Below are 23492 nucleotides of genomic sequence, written 5' to 3'. Positions count from 1 at the left end.
CTAGAGCTCATCCAGCTCCAGATGCAGTTTGGCGGCCAGTGCCTGGGCCGGCAGATGCCCGGCTGGCGCGAGCAGGCGCAAGATTGCGCCCTGTTGTCGGGCCATTCTTTGGGCCTCGCTCACCAGTCGCTCGGCCACGCCGCGGCGGCGGGTGATGCTGCGCACGCACAACTGGGACAGGTGCCAGACCGCTTGGTGCCGTTGCAGGCGCGCGGCTCCCAGCAGGCGGTCGTTGAAGCGTCCGGCGATCAGCGAGCCGTCGCCCAGGCCGGTTTCAATCAGCTCCCCGGCGTCGCTCAGCGGTGCGAAAAGCCAGTGGGGGGCGTCCTGGTAGATTTTCTGCAGGTCCTGCTGATCCTGATAGCTCACGTGGTGCAGCGACTCGACAACGATGGGCATGGATTCTCCTGGGCAGGCAGTGCGGCGTCGGCAAACACGGTTGCAGACGGGCCGGCTGCTGCGCATGGCTCGGGCTTTTGCCGGGTGTGCCTGCAGGTTTGCAGGGGTTCGAAGCAGATGAGCACTGCGCCGCTATCTGTTTGCGTTTTCTGTGGCGGGCAAATGGTAACCTCTCGCCGTTCGTCCGTCCCTCTGCGACTTAACGTCGCGCTCAAATGGAGCTTTACTCAATAAAACGGCCATGCCTGCGTGCAAAGGCCGTGGGTGAAGAGCGGCCGACGAATAATTCTAACAATTGGGGGAATATCCATGAGCACTAGCACTTCGGCGGGCAGTTCCGCCGTCCAGCCAGCGTTCTTGTCCAAAGAACGTATCATCGCCAAGCCCGGTTTCAATCGCTGGCTGGTTCCACCGGCCGCCCTGGCCATCCACCTGTGCATCGGCATGGCCTATGGCTTTTCCGTGTTCTGGCTGCCGTTGTCCCAGGCCCTGGGGGTAACCGCCCCGGTGGCCTGTGCGCCGGACATGAGCTATATCGCGCAGATCTTCTCGTCCCAGTGTGACTGGCCGATCTCCATGCTCGGCTGGATCTACACCCTGTTCTTCATCTTCCTCGGCTGCTCGGCAGCGATCTGGGGTGGCTGGCTGGAACGCGCCGGCCCGCGCAAGGCTGGGGTGGTCTCGGCACTGTGCTGGTGCGGCGGCCTGCTGATTTCGGCGTTGGGCATCTATACCCACCAGATCTGGCTGATGTGGCTCGGTTCCGGAGTGATTGGCGGCATCGGCCTGGGCCTGGGCTACATCTCGCCGGTGTCGACCCTGATCAAGTGGTTCCCGGACAAGCGCGGCATGGCCACCGGCATGGCGATCATGGGCTTTGGCGGCGGTGCCATGGTCGGTGCTCCGCTGGCCGCGGCGTTGATGGGGCACTTTGCCTCGCCGACCGGCGTCGGCGTATGGCAGAGCTTTCTGGTAATGGCGGCGATCTACTTCGTGTTCATGCTGGCCGGCGCCCTGTCGTACCGCGTTCCGCCGACCGGCTGGAAGCCTGAGGGCTGGACCCCGCCGGCGAAGCGAGCCGCCAACGCGATGATTACCCATCGCCATGTGCACGTGAGCGTGGCCTGGAAAACCCCGCAGTTCCGCCTGGTATGGCTGGTGCTGTGCCTGAACGTCTCGGCCGGTATCGGCATCCTCGGCATGGCTTCGCCGCTGTTGCAGGAAGTGTTCGGCGGCAAGTTGCTGGGCAATGGCTTGTCGTTCGGCCAACTGGATACCGCGCAAAAGGCGTCGATTGCGGCAATCGCTGCGGGCTTCACCGGTTTGTTGAGCCTGTTCAACATCGGCGGCCGCTTCTTCTGGGCCTCGTTCTCCGACTACCTGGGGCGTAAAAATACCTATTTCGTGTTCTTCGCCCTGGGCTTTGCCCTGTACGCGCTGATTCCGAACCTGGGCCACCTGGGCAATATCGCGCTGTTCGTGGCGGCGTTCTGCATCATCCTGTCGATGTACGGCGGCGGTTTTGCCACGGTGCCGGCCTACCTGGCGGACCTGTTCGGCACGCAGATGGTCGGCGCGATCCATGGTCGGCTGCTGACGGCCTGGGCTGCTGCCGGCGTGCTGGGCCCGGTGCTGGTGAACTACCTGCGTGAGTACCAGTTGAGCATCGGCGTCGAGCGCGCCGCCGCCTATGACATCACCCTGTACATCCTCGCCGGCCTGCTGGTGCTGGGTTTCCTGTGCAACCTGCTGGTACGCCCGGTGGCGGACAAGTACTTCATGACCGACGCGCAACTGGCGGCCGAGCAGGCACTGGGGCATGACAAGGGCGCCGACAGCAGCACCATGCTGGAGTGGAAGGCGTCGGCGTCGAGCCTGCCGCTGGTGATCGTGGCCTGGCTGGTGGTGGGTATTCCGCTGGCGTGGGGCGTATGGGTTACCCTGCAAAAAACGGCGGTGCTGTTCCGCTAGGCCTCGGCCTGAGGCACAAAAAGCCGGTGCGTGATCTTCACGCGCCGGCTTTTTGCCGTGTGGGCCGGGCCAATGTCCGTTCGGCTGGCTTGTCATGACAGGTATAGCCCCGCAGCCATTGGCTCGCGCCCGTCAGGATATTGTCCGGCATGTTTCTGTTTGGCGGCCGTCGGGCCTATAATGGTCGCCTTTTTCGCCCAATGATTTTGCGGAGCTGGTGATGGCCGAACGTAAGGCGTCTGTCGAGCGCGACACTCTGGAAACCCAGATCAAAGCCTCGATCAACCTGGATGGCACCGGAAAGGCCCGATTTGATATCGGTGTTCCGTTCCTTGAGCACATGCTGGACCAGATCGCCCGTCACGGGCTGATCGACCTGGATATCGTCAGCAAAGGCGACCTGCATATCGATGACCACCACACCGTGGAAGACGTCGGTATCACCCTGGGCCAGGCGTTTGCCAAAGCCATCGGTGACAAGAAAGGCATCCGCCGCTATGGCCATGCCTATGTGCCGTTGGATGAAGCCCTGTCGCGTGTGGTGATCGACTTCTCCGGCCGCCCGGGCCTGCAGATGCACGTGCCCTACACCCGCGCCACCGTTGGCGGCTTCGACGTCGACCTGTTCCAGGAATTCTTCCAGGGCTTCGTCAACCACGCCCTGGTCAGCCTGCACATCGACAACCTGCGTGGCACCAATACCCACCACCAGATCGAGACTGTGTTCAAGGCCTTCGGCCGTGCCCTGCGCATGGCGGTGGAGCTGGATGAGCGCATGGCCGGGCAAATGCCCTCGACCAAGGGCGTCCTGTAATGCAGACGGTCGCGGTTATCGATTACGGCATGGGCAACCTGCACTCGGTGGCCAAGGCCCTCGAGCACGTAGGGGCCGGCAAGGTGCTGATCACCAGCGATGCCGATGTGATTCGCGAAGCCGACCGGGTGGTGTTCCCCGGGGTGGGTGCGATTCGCGATTGCATGGCGGAGATCCGGCGCCTGGGTTTCGACTCGCTGGTGCGGGAAGTCAGCCAGGACCGTCCGTTCCTCGGCATTTGCGTGGGCATGCAAGCCCTGCTCGATCGCAGCGAAGAGAACGACGGCGTTGATTGCATCGGCCTGTTCCCGGGCCAGGTGAAGTTCTTCGGCAAGGGCCTGGTAGAAGACGGCGAGCACCTCAAAGTCCCGCACATGGGTTGGAATGAAGTGCAGCAGACGGTGGATCACCCGCTGTGGCACAACATCGCCGACCGTGCGCGCTTCTACTTCGTGCACAGCTACTACATTGCCGCCGGCAATGCGCGGCAGGTGGTGGGTGGCGGTCATTACGGCGTCGACTTCGCCGCGGCGCTGGCCGATGGCTCGCGTTTCGCCGTGCAGTTCCACCCGGAGAAGAGCCATACCCATGGCCTGCAATTGCTGCAGAACTTCGCCGCCTGGGACGGGCGCTGGTAATGGCCATCAAGAAAAAGCCGCCGATCCTGACCCTCACTCCCGAGCAGGAGAGCGAGGCCAATCACAAGATCAAGCGCTTTATGGAGGATCGCTTCGAACTGGACCTGGGTTCGTTCGAAGCGGCTGAAATCCTCGATCTGTTTACCCGCGAAATTGCGCCGCACTATTACAACAGGGCGATTTTCGATGTGCAGACGCACCTTAAAGAAAGGTTCGAAAGCATCGAAAGCGACTTGTGGGCGCTCGAGAAGAACTAGGGCAGCGGCAAGCTTCAGGCTGCAAGCTGCAAGAAGTAGACACGCGTGCGCGCTTGCAGCTTATGGCTTGCAGCTTGCAGCTCTTTGACGAAGGAAAAGCATGCTAATTATTCCCGCTATCGATCTCAAGGACGGCGCCTGCGTACGTCTGCGCCAGGGCCGCATGGAAGACTCCACAGTGTTCTCCGATGACCCGGTGAGCATGGCTGCCAAGTGGGTGGAGGGCGGTTGCCGTCGCCTGCACCTGGTGGACCTGAACGGTGCCTTCGAAGGTCAGCCGGTCAATGGTGAAGTGGTGACCGCGATCGCCAAGCGCTACCCGAACCTGCCGATCCAGATCGGCGGCGGCATCCGCTCCCTGGAAACCATCGAGCACTACGTCAAGGCTGGCGTCAGCTACGTGATCATCGGCACCAAGGCCGTGAAAGACCCGGCCTTCGTCGCCGAAGCCTGCCGTGCGTTCCCGGGCAAAGTCATCGTTGGCCTGGACGCCAAGGACGGCTTCGTCGCCACTGACGGCTGGGCTGAAATCAGCACCGTGCAGGTGATCGACCTGGCCAAGCAGTTCGAGGCTGATGGCGTGTCTGCCATCGTTTATACCGACATCGCCAAAGACGGCATGATGCAGGGCTGCAACGTGCCTTTCACCGCTGCGCTGGCGGCGGCCACGAAGATTCCGGTGATCGCCTCCGGTGGCATTCACAACCTGGGTGACATCAAATCGCTGCTGGACGCCAAGGCGCCTGGCATTATCGGCGCCATCACCGGCCGTGCGATCTACGAAGGCACCCTGGACGTCGCCGAAGCTCAGGCTTACTGCGACGCCTACAACGGCTGAGGACTGACCATGGCGCTGGCCAAACGCATCATCCCTTGCCTGGACGTCGACAACGGTCGCGTGGTCAAGGGCGTCAAGTTCGAGAACATCCGTGACGCCGGCGACCCGGTGGAAATCGCCCGTCGCTACGATGAGCAAGGTGCCGACGAGATTACCTTTCTCGACATCACCGCCAGCGTCGACGGTCGTGACACCACGCTGCATACCGTCGAGCGCATGGCCAGCCAGGTGTTCATTCCGCTGACCGTGGGCGGTGGTGTGCGTACCGTGCAGGACATCCGCAACTTGTTGAATGCCGGTGCGGACAAGGTTTCGATCAACACCGCAGCCGTGTTCAACCCCGAGTTCGTGGGCGAAGCGGCGCAGCATTTCGGCTCGCAGTGCATCGTCGTCGCCATCGACGCGAAGAAGGTATCCGGCCCGGGCGAAACCCCGCGCTGGGAGATCTTCACCCACGGTGGGCGCAAGCCTACCGGGCTGGACGCGGTGGAGTGGGCGAAGAAGATGGAAGGCCTGGGCGCCGGTGAAATCCTCCTGACCAGCATGGACCAGGACGGCATGAAAAACGGCTTCGACCTGGGCGTGACCCGCGCCATCAGCGATGCCCTGGGGATTCCGGTGATCGCCTCTGGTGGCGTCGGCAACCTGCAGCATCTGGCCGATGGCATCCTCGAAGGCCACGCCAGTGCGGTGCTGGCGGCGAGTATTTTCCACTTCGGCGAGTACACGGTTCCCGAGGCCAAGGCGTACATGGCCCACCGCGGAATAGTTGTGCGATAGCCACTGGACAGCATGGCGGGCTCACGGCACTCTTGAGCACGCCATGGATTCCGGTAGCCCGTCATGTTCAAACGTCTGCTCCTTGTTCTTGCCAGCGCTACGCTCCTGCTTTCAGCGGCCTCTCGTGCCGCCGACACGTCCGATACCTCCCTGGTGTTGCTGACGGAAAACTTCCCCCCTTACAACATGGCCAAGAACGGCAAGAACTTCGCCCAAGGCGATAACATCAACGGCATCGCCGTGGATATCGTGCGGGAAATGTTCAAGCGCGCCGGGATCAATTACAGCCTCACCCTGCGTTTCCCCTGGGAGCGGATCTACAAGCTGGCCCTGGAGCAGCCGGGTTACGGCGTGTTTGTCATGGCGCGCCTGCCGGACCGCGAGCAGTTGTTCAAATGGGTCGGCCCGATCGGCCCGGATGACTGGATCATGCTGGCCAAGGCCGACAGCAAAATCGCCCTGGAGAATCTGGAGCAGGCGCGTCAGTACAAGATCGGCGCCTACAAGGGCGACGCCATCGCCGAGACCCTGGCCAAGCAGGGCCTGGCACCTCTGGTGGTGCTGCGTGACCAGGACAACGCGAAGAAGCTGCTTAACGGCCAGATCGACCTCTGGGCCACCGGCGACCCGGCCGGGCGCTACCTGGCCAGGCAGGAAGGCATCACCGGTCTCAAGACCGTGCTGCGTTTCAACAGCGCTCAGTTGTACATGGCCCTGAACAAAGACGTCCCCGACGAAATCGTCACCAGACTCCAAGCCGCCCTGGATCAGCTGCGCAAAGAAGGCGTGGTCGACGAAATCATGGGGCGTTATCTCTAGAGCAGCAGCCCTACCTGTATTTGCCGTTCTTGCCGTGAGCTGCTGTGGCCTGGTTGCTGCGCACGCTGATCATCAATTTGATATCGATCCACTCGATGCCCTGGGCCTTGAGCTTGGGCAGCTCGCGTTCGAGTACGGCCAGGGTCTGTGGATAAGGGTGGCCGATCATCACCGCCGAGCCCTGCTTGTGCGCCAGGTTGATGGCGGTTTGCAGTTGCCCGGCAATGGCGGTTTCGGTGCGCTCGTCGTCGAGGAATACATCCCGTGAAACACTGGCCAGGCCGATTTTCTGGGCCTCGGCGGCGGCGACGGTCTGCGCGCTGGTGCGGCTGTCGACGAAGAACTTGTGACGGCGCTGCAATTCAGCCATCAACCAGGCCATGGCCTGCGGCTGGGCGGTCATGCGGCTGCCCATATGGTTGTTGATGCCGCTGGTGTAGGGCACGGCCTTGAATGCCGCATCGAGACGCTTTTGCAGTTCTTCGATGGGCAGCTCGGGGTGCCAGGCAAAAGGCCCGGTGGCCGGGTCCATGGGCATGTGCAGGATGACGATCTTGCCGGCGCGATGGGCTTCGCGGGCGAATTCGGCGGCGTGGGGAGTGTCGGGCATGATCGCGGTGGTCACCGGCCCTGGCAGGGCCAGCACGCGGCGATCCCGGGGCAGGTTTTGCCCAAGGTCATCGATGATCAGGGTCAGGTAGGCCTTGCGCGGCACCTGGGAGGTTTCAGCCGCCTGGGCCGGGATCACATTCAGAAGACACAACAGGGCGACCAGAAGCCCCCACGACAACCTTGAAACGGGTTGGCGCTGGCGGGTCAGGGGGATGCGTAACATGGGATTGGGCTGCGGCCTTTGCACGGGTGGTGAGGCGCCATGCCGGCGAGGGGCGTGCCCCTCGGGCTCCCGCAGAATGCGCGGGAGCCGCTTTACCGGCGATGGGTTTGACGGTCAGCGACCGCGGGTGATGCTCAAGCCCTTGAGCAGGCTCAACGCCTGGGCCAGCTGGTAATCGTCGTCCTGCGGCATCGGCTTGGCCTTGCTCGCCGAACCGCTCGGCTTGTCGGCGCCGCCGTTGCCATTGCCCAGGTGGCCCTGGAGATCGGCTTCCTTGAAGTATTCGCCGTCCTGGGACTCGCTGGTGATCTTGGCGCGACGCACCTCGATGTCCGGCACGATGCCCTGGGCCTGGATCGAGCGCCCATTGGGGGTGAAGTACAGCGCGGTGGTGATCTTCAGCGCGCGGTCGTTGTTCAGGGGCAGCACGGTTTGCACCGAACCTTTGCCGAAGCTGGTGGTGCCCATCAGCACCGCGCGTTTCTGGTCTTGCAAGGCACCGGCGACGATTTCCGAGGCCGAGGCGCTGCCGCCGTTGATCAGCACCACCATCGGCACGGCTTCGCTTTCGTCCTTGCCGGTGGCCGAGAAGCGCAGCTCGGAGTTGGCGATACGGCCCTTGGTGTAGACGATCAGGCCCTTGGTGATGAAGTGGTCGACCACTTCCACCGCCGATTGCAGCACGCCACCCGGGTTGTTACGCAGGTCGAGAATGATCCCGCTGAGTTTCTTGCCGTTGTCCTTGCGCAGCTTGGCCAGGGCCTTGGAGACTTCTTCGCCGGTCTTGACCTGGAACTGGGTGATGCGGATGTAGCCGTAGCCCGACTCCAGCAACTGGCTCTTCACGCTTTTGACCTGGATCGTGGCGCGCGCCAGGGTCACGTCGAAAGGTGTACCGCCGTCGCGGACCAGGGTCAGGGTGATCTTCTGCCCGAGTTTGCCGCGCATCTTGTCCACGGCTTCGGTCATGGTCTGGCCACGGGTCGGCTGGCCGTTGATCTTGACGATCAGGTCGCCGGCCTGGATCCCGGCCTTGGACGCCGGGGTGTCGTCGATCGGCGATACCACTTTGATAAAGCCGTCTTCGGCGCCGACTTCGATGCCCAGGCCACCGAATTCACCGCTGGTGCTTTCCTGCAGCTCGGCAAAATCTTCCGGGCCCAGATAGGCGGAGTGCGGGTCGAGGTTGCTGAGCATGCCTTTGATGGCGTTTTCCAGCAGGGTCTTGTCGTCGACAGGTTCGACATACGCGGCCTTGATCCGGTCCATGACCTCGGCAAAGGTGCGCAGCTCTTCGAGCGGCAATGGCGCCTTGGTGGTCGCGGCGGCTGCCGATTGAGCAGTTTCGGCGGCGAACGCCAGCGGCGCGCCGATCACCAAAGCGATCGTCAGGGCCAGCGAGGTGAGGCGGGACAAATGCAGCATGTCGAACGAACTCCTAAATTAGGTAACGGCGCTTATCCTTGCGCGCGGCACCATTGTGCCGGGTCGCTGGGGCGGCCCTGCTGACGAATAGCGAAGTACAGCGCAGGTGTGTCTTGTCCGCCACTATTACCGACCGTGGAAATGGACTCACCGGCTTTGACAATGTCGCCAGCTTCTTTAAGCAATGTCTGGTTGTGTCCGTAGAGGCTGAGGTAACCGTTGCCGTGGTCGAGGATCACCAGCAAGCCGGCGCCGCGCAACCAGTCGGCAAACACCACGCGACCACCATGTACGGCGTGTACCTGGCTGCCGGCGCTGGCGCTGATCATCACCCCGTCCCACTTGGTACGGGCGTCGTCGCCACGGGATTCACCAAAGCGTGCAAGCAGTCGACCATCAACAGGCCATGGAAGTTTTCCCCGGGCTGAAGCAAAAGGTCCGCCGAAGGATGCGCCTGAACTTGAAACCAGGGGGCCAGGCGCTGATCTGGTTGGTTTGCGTGGGGCATCGCTGGCGTCTGCCTGGGCCTCACGTAAACGCTTTTTTTCGGCTTCCTGCTGGGCGATCAGCGCTTTCTGTCGCGCTTCTTCTGCCTCTCGAGCCTGGCGGGCCAGGGTTTCCTCGATGGTTTTCAGGACTTTCGACAGGTCGGCCTGGTCTTGCTCGCGGGCTTGCAGCTTCTGGTCGCGGGCCTTCACATCGTCGTTGAGCTTGGCCAGGACCTGCTGGCGTTCCTTGCGGACTTTGTCGAGTTCTTCGCGCTGGCTGTCGAGGCTGCTTTTCTGCACCAGCAATTGGGCCTGTTGCAGGGAGATGTCTTTTTCGACATTGGCCAGTTGGCGCAGGGTTTCGTTGAAGTTCTTCAACTGCTCCAGGCGTGCCTGGCTCAGGTAGTCGTAATAGGTCAGGGTGCGGGCGAATTTTTCCGGATTCTGCTGGTTGAGCAACAGCTTGAGGTATTCCTGGCGACCGTTCTGGTAGGCCGCACGGGCCTGGATCGCGATCAGTCGTTGCTGTTCAGTGCGCGCGCTCTGGAGTTTTTTTTTCTCCTCATCGAGTCGCTGCAGCTCGGTCTCGCTTTTCTTCAGCTCTTTTTGCAGGGTTTCGACCTGCTTTTCCAGCTTGCCCATCTCGGTTTCAGTGCCGCGCAGGTCTTTTTGCACGCCGGATTTTTCTTCCTGCAGCTTGCCCAGCAGCTTTTTCAGCTCGGTAATGTCCTGACGCGTGGCGTCCAACTGTTGTTGGGTTTGCGCGCGCTCATCGGCAAACGCCGGTTGGAGCAGGCAGATCAGAGCAAGGGCAATCAGCGAGCGAAGCATAGAGGCGGGCGACACCAGGGAAAGGGACGGCCTAGTATGCCCGCCCATCGCAGCAAAAAAAACGCCTCAAAGCCAACTGCTTTGAGGCGTTCGTCATAAAAAGCCGTTTCCGGCCGGTTTTGGGCCTTTTGCTATCAAACCAGGATCGATTTGCCGGTCATCTCTTCAGGCTGCTTGAGGCCCAGCAGCTTGAGCATGGTCGGCGCGACGTCGGCCAGGACCCCGCCTTCGCGCACTTTCAGTGCACGTTTGCCGACATAAATGAACGGCACCGGCTCAGTGGTGTGGGCCGTGTGCGCCTGGCCGGTGGATTCGTCGGACATTTGCTCGACGTTGCCATGATCGGCGGTGATCAGGGCTTCGCCGCCGACCTTCTCCAGGGCGTCGACAATCCGCCCCACACACAGGTCCAGGCATTCCACGGCCTTGACCGCCGCGTCGAACACGCCGCTGTGGCCGACCATGTCGCCGTTGGCGTAGTTGACGATGATCACGTCATAGCGCTGGTGTTCGATGGCGTCGACGATCTTGTCGGTGACTTCCGGTGCGCTCATTTCCGGCTGCAGGTCATAGGTGGCGACCTTGGGCGACGGGATCAGGATGCGTTCTTCGCCGGGGAAGGGCTCTTCACGGCCGCCGGAGAAGAAGAAGGTCACGTGGGCGTATTTTTCGGTTTCGGCGATGCGCAGCTGGGTCTTGCCGTTTTTCGCCAGGTAGTCGCCGAGGACGTTTTCCAGGCTGCCGGGAGCAAAGGCCGATGGCGCGGGGATGCTGGCGGCGTATTGGGTGAGCATGACGAAGCCGGCCAGTTTCGGCTGGCGGGCGCGCTCGAAGTCCTTGAAACCGTCCTCGACGAAGACCCGGGTCAACTCACGGGCGCGGTCGGCGCGGAAGTTCATGAACACCACGGCGTCGCCGTCTTCGACCTTCACCGGCTCGCCCAGGGTGGTGGCCTTGACGAATTCGTCGCTTTCGCCACGCTCGTAAGCGGCCTGCAGGCCTGCCTGGGCATCGGCGGCGTTGAATTCAGCCTGACCGTCGACGATCAGGTTGTAGGCCTGGGCCACGCGGTCCCAGCGATTGTCGCGGTCCATGGCGAAGTAGCGCCCGATCAGGCTGGCGATACGGCCCTTGCCCAGGGTCTTGAAGGATTCATCCAGCAGTTCGATGGACGACTGGGCGCTTTTAGGCGGGGTGTCGCGGCCATCGAGGAAGGCGTGCAGGTAGATTTTTTCGGCGCCACGCTTGAACGCCAGCTCGGCCATGGCCACCAGGTGGTCCTGGTGGCTGTGCACGCCGCCGTCGGACAGCAGGCCGAGGATGTGCACGGCCTTGCCCGCCGCCACGGCTTTATCCACGGTGGCGCAGAGGGTCGGGTTTTCGAAAAAGTCGCCGTCGCGGATCGATTTGGTCACCCGGGTGAAGTCCTGGTACACCACGCGCCCGGCGCCGAGGTTCATGTGGCCGACTTCGGAGTTGCCCATTTGCCCGTCCGGCAGGCCGACATCCATGCCCGAACCCGAGATCAGGCCGTTCGGCATGCTGGCGCACAAGCGGTCCAGGACCGGCTTCTTGGCCGAATAGACGGCGTTGGATTCGTGGCTCTCGCTGTGACCGAAGCCATCCAGAATCATCAGGACCAAAGGTTTAGGCGTGGTAGTCATAGATTCCACTCGTGGCTGGATTGGGGGAGGTGTTTAAAAAGGGAGTGGCAGTTTAAAGCTAAGTTCCGGTGTCGTCACCGCCGGGCGGGGTTTGGCCGACCTTGACGGCTGTGTATACTGGCCGACATTTTAACGCCCTGGAACCTCCTTGATGGTTGCTCACCTGATTCAATTCGCCACTGATCACTACTTGCTCGTCGGCGCCTTCGTCATCTTGTTGGCTCTGTTGATCGCCCATGAGTTGAGCCGCGGCGGCCGCAGCCTCAGCACCCGCGAGCTGACCGCACTGGTCAACAGCGAGCAGGGCGTAGTGATCGATATCCGTCCATCCAAGGACTTCGCCGCAGGCCACATCGTGGGCGCGCTGAACATTCCCCAGGACAAACTGATGGCTCGCATCGGCGAGCTGGAAAAACACAAGGCCAAGACCCTCATCCTGGTCGACGCTCAAGGCCAGCATTCAGGCATTCACGCTCGCGAACTGCTGAAGGCCGGCTTTACCGCCGCCAAGCTGTCCGGTGGCATCGGCAGCTGGAAAGCCGACAATCTGCCGTTGGTGAAGTGATATGGCCGCTGTCGTCGTCTACTCAAGTGATTACTGCCCTTACTGCTCGCGGGCCAAGCACCTGCTCGAGAACAAAGGCGTAGCCTTCGAAGAGATCAAGGTCGATGGCAAGCCCCAGGTGCGCGCCGAAATGGCCCAGAAGGCCGGACGCACGTCCGTGCCACAGATCTGGATCGGCAGCACCCATGTGGGCGGTTGTGATGATTTGTTCGCCCTGGAGCGCGCCGGCAAGCTCGACGCGCTGCTCAAGGCTTGACCGAACCCCCCAAAATAGTCGAACCCTCTAGTAGCCCCGAGATCAAGAAGGATCCGAGATGACTGACCAACAGAACACCGCCGCTACCGAAGACGAAAGCGCTCCACAATTTTCCCTGCAACGCATTTACGTGCGTGACCTGTCCTTTGAAGCTCCGAAAAGCCCGGCAATCTTCCGCCAGCAGTGGGAGCCAAGCGTCGGCCTGGACCTGAACACCCGCCAAAAACCACTGGAAGGCGACTTCCACGAAGTGGTCCTGACCCTGTCGGTGACCGTGAAAAACGGTGAAGAAGTGGCATTCATCGCTGAAGTGCAACAGGCCGGGATCTTCCTGATCAAGAACCTGGACGAGGCTTCCATGAGCCACACCCTGGGTGCCTTCTGCCCGAACATCCTGTTCCCGTACGCTCGTGAAGCGCTGGACAGCCTGGTGACCCGTGGTTCGTTCCCGGCACTGATGCTGGCGCCGGTGAACTTCGACGCGCTGTACGCCCAGGAGCTGCAGCGCATGCAGTCGGCTGGCGAAAACACCGTCCAGTAAACCGCACGTGCAGTACGAAAAAAGCGCCGTTCAAGGCGCTTTTTTCATGTTCGGCCCAGCCATTTCCAGCGATCACCTGTAGCCGCTGCCGAGCCCGCGAGGCTGCGCTGGCCGGTCAGGTCGCCGTGGAGGGCATCTGCGGCTGGAGTGTTCGGCAGGCTTGCGCCAGCGGCTGAAACTTACTTGAAACCCAACTGCCGCCAGCCTTCATAGACGGCGACGGCTACGGTGTTGGACAGGTTCAGGCTGCGGCACCCTTCGCGCATCGGCAGGCGCAGGCGCTGCTCGCCGGGCAGGGCGTCCAGCACTTCGGCGGGCAGGCCGCGGCTTTCCGGGCCGAACAAAAAGGCATCGCCCTCGGCAAAGCTGGCATCGTGGAACGGCCGCGAGCCCTTGGTGGTGAAGGCGAACAAGCGCGGCTGGCCGAGGCTTTCCAGGCAACTGGCGAGGTCGGCATGGCGTTGCAGGGTGGCGTATTCGTGATAGTCGAGGCCGGCACGGCGCAGGCGCTTGTCGTCCATGTCGAAACCCAGCGGTTCGATCAAATGCAGGTGGCAGCCACTGTTGGCGCACAGCCTGATAACGTTGCCGGTATTCGGCGGAATTTCTGGTTGAAAGAGGATGACGTGAAACATGCACGGCTCCGAAGAGAAAGACAGGCTGCATTCTACGCCTGAAGAAGACCCCAGGCCGAAGCTAATGCTGCGGGTGTTCGGCTCGTTGGCGATTGTCGGTTTGATGGTGGGGCTGATGATCGGCCGGCTGACGACCCCCGAGCCCACGCTGCTGCAGCAGGTGGAAGTGCAGCCCGATGGCCTGGTGGTGTGGTTCAGCCAGGAACCCAAGGTGCATGGCGAACATATCGACGGCACCGTGGCGCTGCTGTTCGATGCCCAGGGGTCGGCGCAGAACGGTCGGCTGAAGGTCAATGACAAGGATGTGAATTGGCGGGTCAGGGCGGCGGATGCGGGGTTGCTGCTGAACCTGGTGGCGGCGCGACCGCTGCACGGCGAGTGGGCCGGGACCAAGGTCGACGGGCGCTGGAAGCTGCAGATCCATCTGCGGGAGGAATAAAAGAGGGAATCCCCGGCCTGCCTGTACCAAGGTCCCCAAAACGGGTTGGGCTCGTCGCTGTGAGCGTGATGAGCCCGGTGTAAAAGAGGGAATCCCCGGCCTGCCTGTACCAAGGTCCCCAAAACGGGTTGGGCTCGTCGCTGTGAGCGTGATGAGCCCGGTGTAAAAGAGGGAATCCCCGGCCTGCCTGTACCAAGGTTCCCAAAACGGGTGGGCTCGTCGCTGTGAGCGTGATGAGCCCGGTGTAAAAGAAGGAATCCCCGGCCTGCCTGTACCAAGGTTCCCAAAACTGGGTCGTGCTTGGGGTATTGCAGGGGGCGTGCCAATGTTCGAAAAGAATGTGGTTGTTGCCGGCATCCATGGTTGAAAGCCCCGTAATACGGGGCTTTTACCTTTTCGAAAGGCCACTGTTCGAATCCGAACTCCGCGAGACTCAAGGCCCGCTCCGTGCCCGATCACGGGGCACCGCGCATTCAGGCAGTGCAAAAGTCGCCTTCCCTGGCCGCCAACATAAATGCCAAGCAGAACTCCCATGCCTGTAGCCGCTGCCAAGCCCGCGAGGCTGCGCTGGCCGGGGAGATCGCCGATGGATGTCAGAGTGGTTCAGAAGTGTTTGGAAGGGCCAGCGGTCGAACGCGGCCCGAGCCTGCGGCAGCGGCTACACGAGTCTGTAGCCGCTGCCGCGCTGGCGAGGCAGCGATGGCTGGGAAGGTCGCCGAAGGGTGTCAGGTGGTTTTGCGGTGTATGCGCGGGCCAGTTCAGCCTTCCTCGCCTTCGTCATCGTCACCGCCGTCGACCTTCATCCCCAACTCCTTGATCTTGCGGGTCAAGGTGTTGCGGCCCCAGCCCAAGAGCACGGCGGCATCGCGCCGGCGGCCTGCGGTGTGCTTGAGGGCCGTCTCGATCATGATCCGCTCGAAGCTCGGCACGGCGCTGTCCAGCAGGCTCGACTGACCACGGGCCAAGGCCTGGTCGGCCCATTGGCGCAGCGCCTGTTCCCAGTTGGTCACTGGCGCCGAGTCCTGCGGCAGGCTCAGCAGCTCTGGCGGCAGGTCGCTGATGTGCACTTCACGCCCCGAAGCCATGACCGTGATCCAGCGGCAGGTATTCTCCAACTGGCGCACGTTGCCCGGCCACGGCAGATTTTTCAGGTATTCCTCTGTCTCGCTTTTCAGCAGCTTCGGCTCGACCGCGAGCTCCTGGGCGGCACGGCTGAGGAAGTGGCGGGCGAGGGTCGGGATGTCTTCGCGGCGATCGGACATCCGTGGAATATGGATGCGGATCACGTTCAGGCGGTGAAACAGATCCTCACGGAATTTGCCGGCGTGGACCAGGGTTTCCAGGTTCTGGTGGGTCGCGGCGATGATCCGCACATCGACCTTGACCGGCGTGTGCCCGCCGACCCGATAGAACTCGCCATCGGCCAGCACCCGCAACAGACGGGTCTGGGTCTCGGCCGGCATGTCGCCGATCTCATCGAGAAACAGCGTGCCGCCATCGGCCTGTTCAAAGCGTCCGCGGCGCAGGTTGGCCGCGCCGGTGAAGGCACCTTTTTCATGGCCGAACAGCTCGGATTCCATCAAGTCCTTGGGAATCGCCGCCATGTTCAGCGCAATGAACGGCGACGCCGCACGCGGGCTGTGGCGATGCAGGGCGTGGGCCACCAGCTCTTTGCCGGTGCCGGATTCGCCATTGATCAACACCGTGATGTTGGAGTGACTCAGGCGGCCAATGGCGCGAAACACTTCCTGCATTGCCGGCGCTTCGCCGATGATTTCCGGGGTCCGGGCCAGGGCGGGCACCACTTCCAGGCCTTGCTGCTCCTGGGCGTGCTGGTTGGCGCGTTTGACCAGGGACACCGCCTCATCCACATCGAACGGCTTGGGCAGGTACTCGAAGGCGCCTCCCTGATAGGACGCGACAGCGCTGTCCAGGTCCGAATGGGCGGTCATGATAATCACCGGCAAACGCGGGTGCTGCTCGCGGATCCGCGCCAACAGGTCGAGGCCGCTGGCACCGGGCATCCGGATATCGGAAATGATCACGTCCGGTTGCTGGCGCGCCAGGCGACTCATCACGCCATCGGCACTGTCGAAGCTTTGGGTGGTCATGCCTTCCTGCTGCAAGGCTTTTTCCAGGACCCAACGGATAGAACGGTCGTCATCGACGATCCACACGGTTTCACTACGGCTCATGTCGATGGGGCTCCTTGTTCCAGTGGCAGAAAGATCGAGAACGTGGTGTGGCCAGGATGGCTGTCACATTCGATCAGGCCCTGGTGCTGGCTGATGATGTTCTGGGTAATGGCCAGGCCCAGCCCGGTACCGTCCGGGCGGCCACTGACCATGGGGAAGAAGATGGTTTCCTGCAGGTCGGCAGGGATCCCGGGGCCGTTGTCGATGATCTCGATCTTGGTCACCAGGCGATGGCGCACGTGGCCGATGGTGAACTGGCGCATGGCCCGGGTGCGCAGGCTGATGCGCCCCAGGCGCAGTTCATTCTGGCTGCTGATAGCCTGCATCGCGTTGCGCACGATGTTGAGCACCGCCTGGATCATCTGCTCGCGGTCGATCAACACATCGGGAATGCTTGGGTCGTAGTCGCGCACCAAGGTGATGCAGCCCTGGCTCTCGGCTTCCACCAGGCTGCTGACCCGCTCCAGCACTTCATGCACATTGCACATGGCCAGGGACGGCAGCTTGTTCGAGCCGAGCATGCGGTCCACCAGGTTTCGCAGGCGGTCGGCTTCTTCAATGATGACGTTGGTGTAGTCCTTGAGGCTTTCTTCCGGCAGCTCCCGGGCCAGCAACTGGGCGGCGCCGCGAATCCCGCCGAGGGGGTTCTTGATTTCATGGGCCAGGCCGCGCACCAGCATCTTGCTGGTTTCCTGCTTGGACAACTGGGCCTCTTCCTTGGTGATGCGCAGCAGCCGGTCCCGAGGGTGGACCTCCAGCAGCAGCAAGGTGTCGCCGTTACTCAGAATCGGCGTCACCGCGTAATCCACGGTCAGGGTCTGGCCGGTCAGCGCGGTGAGCATGGCTTCACGCTTGGTGAAGGGATGAGCCTGCTCCACGGCCTGGCGCAAGGAGCTCAGTGCTTCGGCCGACTCGGTGAACAACTCACTGATAAATTGCCCGTGGCTGCGTTGTCCGCTGATGGCCAGGAGCATTTCCGCGGCCGGGTTCATGTACTCAAGGCGCAGGTCGGCATTGAGCAGAATGGTCGCGGTGGTCAGGTTGTCGAGTAGCAAGCGGTGCAATTGGTCGCTGATGGTCATTAGGACCTCTTTTGGAGCAAAACACTTCGGGGCCGATCCCGGAGTACGCGCGCGGGTAAAGCGCTGAGTGAGGAAAATGCAAAAACCAAACCAAGGCTCCGAAAAGAAGCGTCAAAGCCCTGAAACAGCTGTTTGAAGCTCGATTGCGTGGCGCTTGGCCAGCTTTGGCGGGTATTTTCGAACCAAAATGGGCCGGGTAATGGGTATCGGGGCGTGCGTGCGCACCAATATAGTGCGCTTCCTGAACGAGTGCTCTAAAGAATAGCCGCTGCCCGTGGCGACGCGATCGGCGCTGCGTTTTTGTGCGGCGCACCACGCACAAGGCCCGCTCGGGGCGGGCCTTGTTATTCAGTCAAAAGCGAACACTTCCTATGGGGGTGTGGGAGCAAACTCCCGCGCCACCGGAGGCTGGTCGCTCGGTCAGCGGGCGGGCTGGGGCAATCCGCCCACGTCCTGATGTGCCGGGCGAGGACTGTCTGCCGGGGTGATGGTCGAAGTGCCGGCTTCGCGCGCCAGTTCATCGGCATCCTCCTGCTCGGCGGTCGACAGCTCGGCGGCGTTATGGCCGATGCGTTTGAGCAACAGCAGCATGCACACCAGCGACACCACGGCATAGCAGGCCGACGCGATGGCCACGCCGACGATGCTCCCGGTGCCGTTGAGGATGCTTTGCGCCAGTACCGGCGTGGCGCCGCCCACCAGCAACGAGCACAGCTGATAGGAAATCGACAGCCCGCTGTAGCGCACCCGGGTCGGGAAGGCACGGGCGAGGATACCGCCGACGGCACCGTAGAACATCGAGTGCGGCACGGTGGCCAGGCACATGCCGAGCACGGCGATCCAGTAATTGCCGGTTTCCACCGCGAAGAACATAGCGGGCATCAGGAAAAATTCCGGCACCACCATCAGCACCACGGCCTTGCGCATGTCCATGCGTGACACCAGCACCGCGCCCAGGGGCTGGGTGATGAACTGCACCACCAGGGCAATGATGATCACGCTGAGAAACGTGCTTTGGGTGTAGCCCAGTTCCTTGGTTGCCCAGGACAGGGCAAAGGTGCTTTTGAAGTAGGTGACGTGGATGATCGGCAACACCCCGGCCCCCAGCAGCACGATTTTCCAGTGGCTGCGCAGTACCTCGAGGATCGGCAGCTTGACGGTCTTTTTCTGCTGGATCAGGCGCTTCATGTCGTCCGACTCTTCGAGCTTGAGGCGGATCACCATGCCGACGATGACCAGCGCCGCCGAGAGCAGGAACGGAATGCGCCAGCCCCAGAGCAGGAAGTCCGGCGCCGGCAGCGCACTGAGGGCAAAGAACACCAGGGTCGCCAGCAGGTTGCCGGCCGGTGAGCCTTGCTGAGCGAAGGCGGCGTAGAGAATGCCCTTGCCCTTGGGCGCGCTTTCACTGGCGATCAGCACCGCGCCGCCCCATTCACCGCCTACCGCGATGCCCTGGATGATGCGCAGCACCACCAGGGCGATTGGCGCCCAGATGCCGATCTGCAAGTAAGTGGGCAGCAGGCCGATGCAAGTGGTGGCGATGCCCATCATGATCAGGGTGATGACCAGGGTGGTCTTGCGCCCGATCTTGTCGCCCAGGTGGCCGAAGATGATGCCGCCGACGGGGCGTGCGACAAAACCGGCCCACAGGGTCAGGAACGACAGCAGGGTAGCGGTGCCCGGTGGCAGGTCGGCGGGGAAGAACACTTTGCCGAAGACCAGGGCGGCCGCGATCCCGTAGGCATAGAAGTCATACCATTCGATGGTGGTGCCGATGAATGAGGCAACGCCCGCTTTGCGGGCTTTTTTGTGGGCAGCAGCTTCCAGGGCGGGATTCATGTTCACTTCCTGCTTGTTGTTATTGTTATGTGCGCCCCGCGCCATTTTCTGCCGAAAATGTCGCGGACATTTCGCTGGGCGAATCGGCGCATGAGGTTCTTGCAAGGTCCGACTGCTCGGAGCCTATACAGGCAGGTATGAAAAAAATAATGATTAAAACTTATTGTTTGATACGTGATTTCGTATGGTCGCCCGGGCTCAGGGCTCCGCTGTTGCGGGTTGTTGCAGGGCCTTGAGCAGCGTCAGGAAACTCTCGGCGGCGGCCGCCGGTTTGTCGGCATGACGAATCGCATGGATCTCTGAAAGCGCGCCCTCGCCCTCGATCTCGCAGTAATGCACCCCTTGTTGCCGAGTCATGGCCAGGGTTTGCGGGACCAGCGCCACGCCCATTTCGTAAGCCACCATCGCCACCACGGTTTGCCAGAGCCGGGTCTCATGGCGGATGCGCGGGCTGAACCCGGCGGCCACGCAGCGGGCGATGATCAGGTCGTGGTAGTGCGGCGAGACGTTGCGCGGAAACAGAATGAAATCATCGCCGGCCAGTTGTGCCAGGTCGATCCGCTGTTGCTGCGCCAGGGGGTGTCCCTCGGGCAGGCAGCAGAGAAAGGGTTCGGCCAGCACCGGCTCGCAGTGGATGCTCGCGGCGAAGGTGTTGCCATGCACGAAGCCGATATCGATCTGGCCGCGTTGCAGGGCCTGGACCTGTTCGGCGCTGTTCATTTCCATCATCACCACTTCGGTGTCCGGGTGTTGCTGCTCGAAGCTCTTCACCGCCTGGGGCAGGCCGCGGTGCAGGATCGAGTTGACGAAACCGACACTCAGGCGCCCGACAAAACCCTGGGCCGAACGCTGGGTCAGGCGCCGCGCCTGCTCGGCGCGCAGTAGCAGGTAACGCGCCTCGTCGAGCAGCACCTGGCCGGCATTGGTCAAACTCACCGACTTGTTGTTGCGGATCAGCAGCTGGATATCCAGCTGGCTCTCGAGCTTTTTGATGTCGAAACTCAGCGCCGGTTGCGAGATGAACAGGCGAGTCGCGGCGCGCCCGAAATGCAGTTCTTCGGCCACGGCGACGAAGTAGCGCAACTGTTTGAGGTCCATGCTGATCCCCTGCTCTACGATTTGGTTTTCTTATCGTAGTGGAATGATTTTGTATTAGATACTTATCGATGGCGGTTCTAGTCTCGGCGTACAAGAACCAGGAGACGCCCCATGAACGTCGAGCCACACGCCACCGAAGACAGCCTGAACATCCCCGATAGCCGGGGCCTGAATCTATTCGAATGCGATGCCGGGCTGGCCGCGCTGCTCAAGGTTTACCTGCCGGCGCAGGTCTATGGGCAGTGGCTACCGACCTGGCAGCGCCTGGGGGCCAGGGCGGGTGGCGAACTGGACGTGCTGGCCCTGTCGGCCGACAAGAATCCCCCGGTACTGCGGCCCCGCACCCGACGAGGGGAAAACCTGCAAAGCATCGCCAAGCATCCCGACTTCGTTGAGCTGGAGCGTGTCGCCTATGCCGAACTGGGCCTGGCCGCCATGAGCCATCGCCCCGAGCCGGCGCTGCCGCTGGTGAAGTACGCGCTGACCTACCTGTTCGTGCAGGCGGAGTTCGGCCTGTGCTGCCCGGTGAGCATGACCGACTCCCTGACCCGCACATTGCGCAAGTTCGGTGCCCCGGAATTGGTGGAACGCTACCTGCCGCAGCTGGCGTCACAGGATTTTGACCAACTGTTCCAGGGCGCCATGTTCATGACCGAGCAGGCGGCCGGCTCCGATGTGTCGCGCACCGAAACCCGGGCGCGGCTTGAGAATGGCGAATGGCAGCTGTTTGGCGAAAAGTGGTTCTGTTCCAACCCGGATGCCGACCTGGCCATGGTTCTGGCCCGGCCTGACGATGCCCCGACGGGCATGGCCGGGGTCACCCTGTTCCTGCTGCCCAGGCTGCGCCCCGATGGTTCGCGCAACGCCTACCGGATCCAGCGTCTGAAGGACAAGTTGGGCAGCCGCTCGATGGCCAGTGGCGAGATCACCCTGGAAGGTGCCACCGCGTACCTGATCGGCGAAGTCGGCCGCGGTTTTCAGCAGATGGCCGACATGGTCAACATGTCGCGCCTGTCCAACGGGGTGCGTGCGGCGGGGTTGATGCGCCGTGGCCTCAACGAGGCGCTGTTTATCGCGCGCCAGCGCCGAGCCTTCGGCAAACACCTGATCGAAATGCCGCTGATGCAGCGCCAGTTGCTGAAGATGATGCTGCCCACCGAGCAGGCCCGCTCGATGTTCATGCAGATCGCCACGTTGCTGCCTCGGGCCGATGGCGGCGATGAAGCGGCGCGCAAGTGTGTGCGCATCCTCACCCCGATGATCAAGTTCCGCGCCTGTCGCGATGCGCGGCGGGTGACCGGCGATGCCATGGAGGTACGCGGCGGGGTCGGTTACATCGAAGAGTGGAGCGACGGGCGGCTGGTGCGCGATGCCCACCTGGGTTCGATCTGGGAAGGCACCAGCAACATTGTTGCGTTGGATATCGCCCGCGCCGTGACCCGCGAGCAAGCCCTGGAACCCTTGCAGAAAATGCTTGCGCAATTGCTGGCCGAAGCCGACTTGCCGGAGCCCAGCCGGCGCCTGTTCGAGGTGACCCTGCAGCGTACGGTCAGCCACTTCGACGAGGTGGCCCGGCAGCGTCAGGACGAACAGGTGCGCCAGGCCGGCAGCGCCCTGTATCACCTCGCCAGCGCGATTTTCATGGCCTGGGAAGCCTGTCGCCAGGCACCTGACTATCGCCGCCTGGCCTTGGCCCATCTGGTGCTGCAGCACAAGTTGCTGCCCCGCGACCCGCTGCGTTCGGCGCCGGTGATCGACGCCGCGCTGCTGGCGAACCTGGCCAATGAGCGTCCGCTGTCGCTGGCTGAAGCCATGCAGTTGCTGCCTGCCTGAACGGCACTTCCCCTCTTTGCTGGAGAACACTGATGAACCCAACCCAAGGTGCCCTGGCGGGCCTGAAAGTCATTGACCTCAGCCGCGTGCTGGGCGGCCCTTACTGCTCCCAGGCACTGGCTGACCATGGCGCCGAAGTGATCAAGCTCGAACCATTGGGCGGCGACGAAACCCGTGGCTGGGGGCCGCCCTTCGAGGGTGACGATGCCTCGTACTTCAAGGGTGTGAACCGCAACAAGCAAGGGATCGCCGTTGACCTGTCGCGGCCCGAGGGCCTGGATCTGTTGATGCAACTGCTGGAAGGTGCCGACGTGCTGGTGGAGAACTTCAAGCCAGGCACCCTGCAGCGCTGGGGGATCGGTTATGCCGAGGTGCTGAGCCAGCGCTTCCCGGGGCTGATCCATTGCGCGATTTCCGGGTTTGGCGGCGATGGGCCCCTGGGCGGCTTGCCCGGCTACGACGCGGTGATCCAGGCGATGGCGGGCTTGATGAGCGTCAACGGCGAAGGCGATGGCGGGCCGTTGCGCATCGGGCTGCCGATTGTGGACATGGTCACCGGCCTGAACGCCCTGGCCGGGATTCTGCTGGCGCTCAATGAACGTCACCGCAGCGGCCTTGGGCAGTCCCTGGACATCAGCCTTTACGATTGCGGCGTGTCGCTGCTGCACCCGCACCTGGCGAACTTCTTCGCCGCCGGCAAGACCCCGCAGCGCACCGGCAATGCCCACCCCAATATCGCGCCCTACGACAGCTATCGCACCGGCAGCGTGCCGATCTTCCTGGCTGTGGGCAACGACCGCCAGTTCGCCCGATTGTGCGAGCAACTGGGGGCGGGTGCCTTGCTCGATGACCCGCGTTTTGCCAGCAACGGCAGCCGCTCGGTCAACCGTGAGGCACTGAAGCAGGCGCTGGAGCACCACCTGCAAACCCATGACGGCGCGGCCTTGGCCCAGCAGCTGATTGGCCTGGGGGTGCCCTGCGGTTCGATTGCCACCATCGACCAGGTGGTGGCCCACCCCCACACCCGGCACCGGGGCTTGCTGGTGCAGATCGACGATTACCGCGGGGTCGGCTCGCCGGTGAAGCTGTCGCGCACCCCCGCCAGCTACCGCAGTGCACCGCCGGCCCTGGGCCAGGACACGCGCCAGGTTCTCGAAGGCCTGGGCCTGGATGCGCAGATGATCGCCGGCCTGTACGCCAGCGGCATCGTGCGCGGCTGAGCACGTCATGGCTGTTTCATTTTTCGGGAG

General features: G+C 62.6%; 23 protein-coding genes. 13 read left to right on the top strand and 10 right to left on the bottom strand.

From position 1 onward, the window contains the following. Positions 1-399 carry an acetyl-CoA sensor PanZ family protein gene (locus ACOZJV_RS11020; RefSeq protein ID WP_421547624.1) on the bottom strand — a complete coding sequence of 133 codons (399 nt, stop codon included), beginning with the start codon at positions 397-399 and terminating at the stop codon, positions 1-3. Positions 400-708: 309 nt separating this feature from the next. Here ACOZJV_RS11020 and ACOZJV_RS11015 point away from each other — a divergent pair, with 309 nt between their 5' ends. From ACOZJV_RS11015 to ACOZJV_RS10985, 7 genes are all read left to right on the top strand, one after another. Further along, the gene (locus ACOZJV_RS11015; protein WP_201129072.1) at positions 709-2370 is read left to right on the top strand and encodes an OFA family MFS transporter; all 1662 of its coding nucleotides are present in this window, start codon (positions 709-711) and stop codon (positions 2368-2370) included. 220 nt (positions 2371-2590) lie between these two features. Next, on the top strand, positions 2591-3184 hold the full coding sequence (gene hisB, locus ACOZJV_RS11010; RefSeq protein WP_017849940.1) for an imidazoleglycerol-phosphate dehydratase HisB: 594 nt from the start codon (positions 2591-2593) through the stop codon (positions 3182-3184). Then, entirely contained in the window at positions 3184-3822 is a 639-nt protein-coding gene (gene hisH / locus ACOZJV_RS11005; protein WP_020299546.1) for an imidazole glycerol phosphate synthase subunit HisH, read from the top strand. The genes hisB and hisH overlap by 1 nt, the downstream gene beginning before the upstream one ends. After that, complete coding sequence (locus tag ACOZJV_RS11000) at positions 3822-4079, top strand: DUF2164 domain-containing protein (protein ID WP_078469390.1); 258 nt, start codon at positions 3822-3824, stop codon at positions 4077-4079. Before hisH ends, ACOZJV_RS11000 begins: the two co-directional genes overlap by 1 nt. Before the next feature lie 100 nt (positions 4080-4179). Beyond that, positions 4180-4917 carry a 1-(5-phosphoribosyl)-5-[(5-phosphoribosylamino)methylideneamino]imidazole-4-carboxamide isomerase gene (gene hisA, locus ACOZJV_RS10995; RefSeq protein WP_003187784.1) on the top strand — a complete coding sequence of 246 codons (738 nt, stop codon included), beginning with the start codon at positions 4180-4182 and terminating at the stop codon, positions 4915-4917. Between the two features lie 9 nt (positions 4918-4926). Continuing rightward, positions 4927-5697, top strand: coding sequence for an imidazole glycerol phosphate synthase subunit HisF (gene hisF / locus ACOZJV_RS10990; RefSeq protein WP_007921812.1), 771 nt, complete (start codon positions 4927-4929; stop codon positions 5695-5697). A gap of 63 nt (positions 5698-5760) precedes the next feature. Then, complete coding sequence (locus ACOZJV_RS10985) at positions 5761-6516, top strand: substrate-binding periplasmic protein (protein WP_078469391.1); 756 nt, start codon at positions 5761-5763, stop codon at positions 6514-6516. A 10-nt stretch (positions 6517-6526) separates the two neighbouring features. On the opposite strand, the gene ACOZJV_RS10980 is transcribed toward ACOZJV_RS10985, so the two are convergent. The 4 genes from ACOZJV_RS10980 to gpmI all read right to left on the bottom strand — a co-directional run bounded on the left by ACOZJV_RS10980 (position 6527) and on the right by gpmI (position 11759). Beyond that, positions 6527-7351, bottom strand: coding sequence for a divergent polysaccharide deacetylase family protein (locus ACOZJV_RS10980; protein WP_421547623.1), 825 nt, complete (start codon positions 7349-7351; stop codon positions 6527-6529). A gap of 114 nt (positions 7352-7465) precedes the next feature. Then, positions 7466-8776 carry a S41 family peptidase gene (locus ACOZJV_RS10975; protein ID WP_020299540.1) on the bottom strand — a complete coding sequence of 437 codons (1311 nt, stop codon included), beginning with the start codon at positions 8774-8776 and terminating at the stop codon, positions 7466-7468. Positions 8777-8808: 32 nt separating this feature from the next. After that, positions 8809-10095, bottom strand: a complete 1287-nt coding sequence (locus ACOZJV_RS10970) for a murein hydrolase activator EnvC family protein (RefSeq protein WP_020299539.1) — start codon at positions 10093-10095, stop codon at positions 8809-8811. A 134-nt stretch (positions 10096-10229) separates the two neighbouring features. Beyond that, positions 10230-11759 carry a 2,3-bisphosphoglycerate-independent phosphoglycerate mutase gene (gene gpmI, locus ACOZJV_RS10965; protein WP_078469393.1) on the bottom strand — a complete coding sequence of 510 codons (1530 nt, stop codon included), beginning with the start codon at positions 11757-11759 and terminating at the stop codon, positions 10230-10232. 151 nt (positions 11760-11910) lie between these two features. Here gpmI and ACOZJV_RS10960 point away from each other — a divergent pair, with 151 nt between their 5' ends. The 3 genes from ACOZJV_RS10960 to secB are packed head-to-tail and all read left to right on the top strand — an operon-like array spanning position 11911 to position 13121. Next, positions 11911-12324: a rhodanese-like domain-containing protein gene (locus tag ACOZJV_RS10960; RefSeq protein WP_078469394.1), complete on the top strand. Its 414-nt coding sequence runs from the start codon at positions 11911-11913 to the stop codon at positions 12322-12324. Between the two features lies 1 nt (position 12325). Beyond that, the gene (gene grxC, locus ACOZJV_RS10955; protein ID WP_020299536.1) at positions 12326-12580 is read left to right on the top strand and encodes a glutaredoxin 3; all 255 of its coding nucleotides are present in this window, start codon (positions 12326-12328) and stop codon (positions 12578-12580) included. Positions 12581-12638: 58 nt separating this feature from the next. Beyond that, positions 12639-13121: a protein-export chaperone SecB gene (gene secB, locus ACOZJV_RS10950; protein ID WP_020299535.1), complete on the top strand. Its 483-nt coding sequence runs from the start codon at positions 12639-12641 to the stop codon at positions 13119-13121. A 179-nt stretch (positions 13122-13300) separates the two neighbouring features. Here secB and ACOZJV_RS10945 read toward each other — a convergent pair whose 3' ends face one another. Then, positions 13301-13756: a tRNA (cytidine(34)-2'-O)-methyltransferase gene (locus ACOZJV_RS10945; RefSeq protein WP_078469395.1), complete on the bottom strand. Its 456-nt coding sequence runs from the start codon at positions 13754-13756 to the stop codon at positions 13301-13303. Here ACOZJV_RS10945 and ACOZJV_RS10940 point away from each other — a divergent pair. Continuing rightward, entirely contained in the window at positions 13755-14195 is a 441-nt protein-coding gene (locus ACOZJV_RS10940) for a hypothetical protein (protein ID WP_421547622.1), read from the top strand. The genes ACOZJV_RS10945 and ACOZJV_RS10940 overlap by 2 nt on opposite strands. Before the next feature lie 758 nt (positions 14196-14953). On the opposite strand, the gene ntrC is transcribed toward ACOZJV_RS10940, so the two are convergent. The 4 genes from ntrC to ACOZJV_RS10920 all read right to left on the bottom strand — a co-directional run bounded on the left by ntrC (position 14954) and on the right by ACOZJV_RS10920 (position 20409). Then, complete coding sequence (gene ntrC, locus ACOZJV_RS10935) at positions 14954-16390, bottom strand: nitrogen regulation protein NR(I) (protein ID WP_020299532.1); 1437 nt, start codon at positions 16388-16390, stop codon at positions 14954-14956. Further along, complete coding sequence (gene glnL / locus ACOZJV_RS10930) at positions 16387-17472, bottom strand: nitrogen regulation protein NR(II) (protein WP_020299531.1); 1086 nt, start codon at positions 17470-17472, stop codon at positions 16387-16389. The genes ntrC and glnL overlap by 4 nt, the downstream gene beginning before the upstream one ends. Before the next feature lie 420 nt (positions 17473-17892). After that, the gene (locus tag ACOZJV_RS10925; RefSeq protein WP_421547621.1) at positions 17893-19311 is read right to left on the bottom strand and encodes an MFS transporter; all 1419 of its coding nucleotides are present in this window, start codon (positions 19309-19311) and stop codon (positions 17893-17895) included. A gap of 198 nt (positions 19312-19509) precedes the next feature. Further along, positions 19510-20409: a LysR substrate-binding domain-containing protein gene (locus ACOZJV_RS10920; RefSeq protein ID WP_421547620.1), complete on the bottom strand. Its 900-nt coding sequence runs from the start codon at positions 20407-20409 to the stop codon at positions 19510-19512. Positions 20410-20520: 111 nt separating this feature from the next. Between ACOZJV_RS10920 and ACOZJV_RS10915 the strand changes: the two genes are divergently transcribed. Together ACOZJV_RS10915 and ACOZJV_RS10910 are read left to right on the top strand one after the other, a co-directional pair. After that, the gene (locus tag ACOZJV_RS10915) at positions 20521-22242 is read left to right on the top strand and encodes an acyl-CoA dehydrogenase family protein (RefSeq protein WP_421547619.1); all 1722 of its coding nucleotides are present in this window, start codon (positions 20521-20523) and stop codon (positions 22240-22242) included. Positions 22243-22274: 32 nt separating this feature from the next. Continuing rightward, the gene (locus ACOZJV_RS10910) at positions 22275-23462 is read left to right on the top strand and encodes a CaiB/BaiF CoA transferase family protein (protein ID WP_201129080.1); all 1188 of its coding nucleotides are present in this window, start codon (positions 22275-22277) and stop codon (positions 23460-23462) included. Positions 23463-23492 lie beyond the last annotated feature (30 nt).

This window comes from Pseudomonas sp. QD4 (assembly GCF_049199125.1).
In the GTDB taxonomy this organism is placed as follows: Bacteria; Pseudomonadota; Gammaproteobacteria; order Pseudomonadales; family Pseudomonadaceae; genus Aquipseudomonas.
The sequence above is the reverse complement of the archived record's forward strand: the minus strand, read 5'-3'. Positions and strand labels throughout refer to the sequence as shown.